Here is a 4,583-nt window from a genome sequence, read left to right on the forward strand (position 1 = left end):
CGCCGTCGGCCGACGGCGCACCCGCGCCCAGCAGCCCGGCCCGTGCCGCCAGGTCGACCGGGGGGCGGTCGACGCCCGCCTGGTCGACCGCCTCCGCGTCGGCCGCCCAGGTCGCGGCCACCTCGCGGGCGGCGAGGACGAGCGGGTCCTGCGCCACGGCCGCGACGGGACCGAGGAGCGCGTCGACGTCCGCGAGCCGCCGGTCGGTGCTGCTGCTCGGCCCGTCCGTCACGCGGCCATCGTAGGAGCGGGCTCCAGGGGCGCCCGTCCGGTGCCGATCACCCGGGGGGCGGTCGCCGTGACCGCACGACGGGGAGGGGGCCAGGTGCTGCCGCAGACCCCTGGCGTCCTGCCGGGCCCGCCCCTCGCGCCACGCGTCCCCGCCCCCCGGCAGGACGCGGACGACCGCGCGCTCGCCGACCGCCGGCTGCAGGAGGCGTACGCGCTCACCGGGCTCGCGTGGTGGGAGTGGGTGACCGGCACCGGGGAGCTGCGCTGGTCCGAGGGCATGCAGCGCCTGGCGGGCCTGGAGGCGCTGGACCGGGCGCCGACCATCGAGGACTGGGTGCCCCTGCTCGACCCGGCCGACGTCGACGTCTCCGCCGCGCACGAGGCCGCGGCCCTGCGCGACGGCACGCCGTACCGGCACGTGTTCCGGATCCGCACCCCCGCGGGCGAGCTCCGCTACCTCGAGTCCTGGTCGGGTCCGCTGCGCGACGCCGACGGCGGGATCGTCGGCCTGCGCGGGGCGACCCTCGACGTCTCCGAGCGCGAGGTGGCCCAGCGGGCCCTGGCCGCCAGCGAGGCGCACTTCCGGGTGACGTTCGACCACGCCCCCCACGGCATGGCCATGGTGTGGCTGCAGGGCGAGCGCGCCGGCCGGCTGCTGCGCGCCAACGACGCCTTCGCCCGGCTGCTCGGACGGTCCTGCGCCTCGGACCTGGACGGGCTGGGCCTGGCCGACTGGACGCCGCACGGCGAGCGGCGCCGCTCCCGGGCCCGGCTGCGCGACATGGCGGCGGGGCGCTCGCCCGGCACCTCCTACCCGCGCCGGTACCTGCGCGCCGACGGCAGCACGGTCCACGCCTGGGTGACCACGGCCGTGGTCGACGACGAGCAGGGCCGGCCGCAGTTCGCCGTCGCCCACTGCATCGACGACACCGAGCGCCGCGCGCACGTGGACCAGATGGAGCAGATGGCGCACACCGACGCCCTCACCGGCCTGGCCAACCGCGCCGTCGTCGACCGCGAGCTCGGCCCCAGCCCCCGGGCGGGCGCCGTCACGGGGCTGCTGCTCATGGACCTCGACCGGTTCAAGCTCGTCAACGACAGCCAGGGCCACGGCGCCGGGGACGCGCTGCTCGTCCAGGTCGCGGGGCGGCTGCGGGCCACCGTGCCCTCGGGCTGCACCCTCGCCCGGCTGGGCGGCGACGAGTTCGTGGTCGTGCTCCACCAGGGCGTGCCCGTGCGCCACGCGGCGCTCGGCGCCCGCCTGGTCGAGGCCGTGAGGGCGCCGTTCACGCTGCCCGGGGGCGAGCGCGCCAGCCTCACCACGAGCGTGGGCATCGCGCTGGTCGGGCCCGACAGCCCGGCCCGCGACCTGCTCGGGCACGCCGACCTGGCGCTGTACGAGGCCAAGGGCGTCGGCCGCGACCGGGTCGTCACCTACGACGAGCGGCTGCAGCGCCGGACCGAGCGCCGGGTGCGCGCGGAGACGCTGCTGCGCGCCGCGCTCGCCGCCGCCGACGACGGGCTCCCCTGCCCGCTGCGGGTGGTGCTGCAGCCGGTCGTCGCCCTGCGGGACGAGACCGTGGTGTCCGCCGAGGCGCTCGTCCGCCTCGCCGACCCCGACGGCGTCGACCTGCACACCGGCGACCTCGTCGAGGTGGCCGAGGAGACCGGCCTCGTGGTGCGGCTGGACCGCTGGGTGATGTCCCGGGTCGTCGCCCTGCTCGCCGAGGACGAGGCCCGCCGCCGCCGGGGCGCGCCCGCCCTGCTGCCCGCCCGCGTGGCGGTCAACGTCTCCGGCCGGAGCATCGAGGAGCCGGGGTTCGCGGCCCGGGTCGCGCTGCTGCTGCGCACCTCCGGGGTGGCGCCCGCCCGGCTGGCCGTCGAGCTCACCGAGACCTCGCTGCTCCACGACTCCACGGTGGTCGAGGAGGCGATCGCGGAGCTCGTCGACGGCGGTGTCGCGGTCGGCATCGACGACTTCGGCACCGGCTACTCGGCGCTGGCCTACCTGCCGCGGTTCCCGCTGAGCTTCCTCAAGATCGACATGTCGTTCGTCCGGCGGCTCGGTACCGAGCGGCGCGCCGACGCCGTGGTCGCCGCGGTCGTCGAGCTCGCCCACGCGCACGACCTCGCCGTCGTGGCCGAGGGCGTGGAGACCGTCGCCCAGGCCGGGGCGCTGCGGCGGATGGGCTGCGAGCACGGCCAGGGCTGGCTGTTCGGACGGCCCGCTCCCGCCCCCACCGGCTGAGCCTGCCTAGGGTGGGTCCCCGTGACGACCACGACCCCGCTGACCGAGGACAACCCGTTCGCCCGGCCGAGCACGCTGCCCTACGGCCTGCCGCCGTTCGACCGGGTCCGCGAGGAGCACATGGCCCCGGCCCTGGCCGCCGGCATCGCCGAGCAGCGGGAGGAGTGGGAGGCGGTCGCGACCACGCCCGGCACCCCGACCATGGACGACACCGTCCTGGCGCTCGAGCGCAGCGGCCGGCTGCTGCAGCGGGCCGGCGCGGTCGTGTCCGCCCTGTCCAGCGCGCACGCGACCCCCGGCGTCCGCGCGGTCGACGAGGAGTTCGCCCCCCTGCTCGCCGCCCACTCCGACGCCCTGTACCTCGACGGGCGCATCTTCGCCCGGGTCGACGACCTGCACGGCCGCCGCCAGGACCTGGGCCTGCAGCCGGACGAGCTCCGGCTGCTCGAGCGCTACCACCGCGACTTCGTCCGCGCCGGCGCCGCCCTGCCCGAGGAGAGCAAGCAGCGCCTGCGCGAGCTCAACACCGAGCTGTCGACCCTGTCCCAGCGCTTCGACACCCTGGTCACCGACGCCTCCAACGCCGCCGCCGTCCACCTGCGGCAGGAGCGCGAGACCGCCGGGCTCGCCCCCGACGCGGTGGCCGCCGCCCGCGCCGCCGCCGCCGACCGCGGGCTGGACGGCTGGCTGCTCACCCTCGTCCTGCCCACCCCGCAGCCGGCCCTGGCCTCGCTGCGCGACCGCGACGTCCGCCGCCGGCTGCACGAGGCGGCCGTCGGCAGGGGCCTCACCGGGGCGACCGACACCCGCCCGCTCTTGACCCGGATGGCCGCGCTGCGCGCCGAGCGCGCCGGCCTGTTCGGCTTCGACAGCCACGCCGACTACGTGCTCGACGACCAGACCGCCGGCAGCGTCGAGGCCGTCGACCGGGTCCTGTCCGGGATGACGCCCGTCGCCGCCGCGAACGCCCGCGCCGAGGCCGCCGAGCTGGAGGAGGCGCTGCACGCCGACGGCCACCACGGCCCGCTGCAGCCGTGGGACCACGCCTACTACGCCGAGCGGGTCCGCAGCGCCCGGTTCGCCGTGGACGCCGACGACCTGCGCCCGTACTGGAGCTGGAGGGCGTGCTGCGCGGCGGGGTGCTCGCCGCCGCCGAGCGGCTGTACGGCATCACCTTCGCCGAGCGCCCCGACCTGCCCGGATACCACCCGGACGTCCGGGTCTTCGAGGTCTTCGACACCGACGGCAGCGGCATGGGCCTGTTCGTCTGCGACTGGTTCGCCCGGCCGACCAAGCGCGGCGGGGCGTGGATGACGACGTTCGTCGACCAGTCCGACCTGCTCGGCGACCGGCCGGTCGTCACGGTGTGCCTCAACGTGCCGCGCCCGCCCGAGGGCCAGCCGGCGCTGCTCACCCCCGACGAGGTCGACACCGCCTTCCACGAGTTCGGCCACGCGCTGCACGGGCTGTTCTCCGCGGTCCGGCACCCGCGCTTCTCGGGGACGAACGTGCCCCGCGACTACGTGGAGTTCCCCTCGCAGGTCAACGAGATGTGGGCCTGGCACCCGGAGGTGCTGCCCGGCTGGGCGCGCCACCACGTCACCGGCGAGCCGCTGGACGGGGCCACCGTGGCCGCGCTCAAGGAGGCGCTGGCGTACGGCGAGGGCTTCCGGACCACGGAGTACCTGGGCGCCACGCTGCTGGACCTGGCCTGGCACGCCCTGCCCGCCGGGAGGGCGATCGCCCCCGAGGACGTCGAGGCGTTCGAGGCCGACGTCCTCGCCGACCAGGGCCTGGACGTGCCCAGCGTGCCGCCGCGCTACCGCAGCACGTACTTCTCGCACGTCTTCGCCGGCGGGTACAGCGCGGGGTACTACGGCTACATCTGGAGCGAGGTGCTCGACGCGGAACTCGTCGACTGGTTCACCGAGAACGGCGGCCTGCGCCGCGAGCTCGGCGACACCTTCCGCCGGGAGCTGCTGTCGCGCGGCGGGTCCGCCGACCCGATGGCGATGTTCGCCGCCGTCCGCGGCCGCGCCCCCCGCCCCGAGCCGCTGCTCCGCCGCCGCGGGCTGCTCGTCGACGGTGCCTGAGGCCCCCCCCG

2 protein-coding genes and 1 pseudogene are annotated in these 4,583 nt (G+C 77.1%); 2 read left to right on the forward strand and 1 reads right to left on the reverse strand.

Annotated elements, in window-relative coordinates; genetic code table 11:
• Positions 1-232 (reverse strand): hypothetical protein (locus WCS02_RS17660; protein ID WP_340295577.1); only part of this gene is annotated, 232 nt, incomplete at its 3' end.
• A gap of 93 nt (positions 233-325) precedes the next feature.
• Here WCS02_RS17660 and WCS02_RS17665 point away from each other — a divergent pair.
• Both WCS02_RS17665 and WCS02_RS17670 read left to right on the forward strand, forming a co-directional pair.
• Positions 326-2,479 carry a putative bifunctional diguanylate cyclase/phosphodiesterase gene (locus WCS02_RS17665; RefSeq protein ID WP_340295578.1) on the forward strand — a complete coding sequence of 718 codons (2,154 nt, stop codon included), beginning with the start codon at positions 326-328 and terminating at the stop codon, positions 2,477-2,479.
• Positions 2,480-2,680: 201 nt separating this feature from the next.
• Positions 2,681-4,572, forward strand: a pseudogene (locus WCS02_RS17670) (M3 family metallopeptidase).
• Positions 4,573-4,583: the final 11 nt, after the last annotated feature.

This window comes from Aquipuribacter hungaricus (assembly GCF_037860755.1).
GTDB classification, from domain to species: Bacteria; Actinomycetota; Actinomycetes; order Actinomycetales; family JBBAYJ01; genus Aquipuribacter; species Aquipuribacter hungaricus.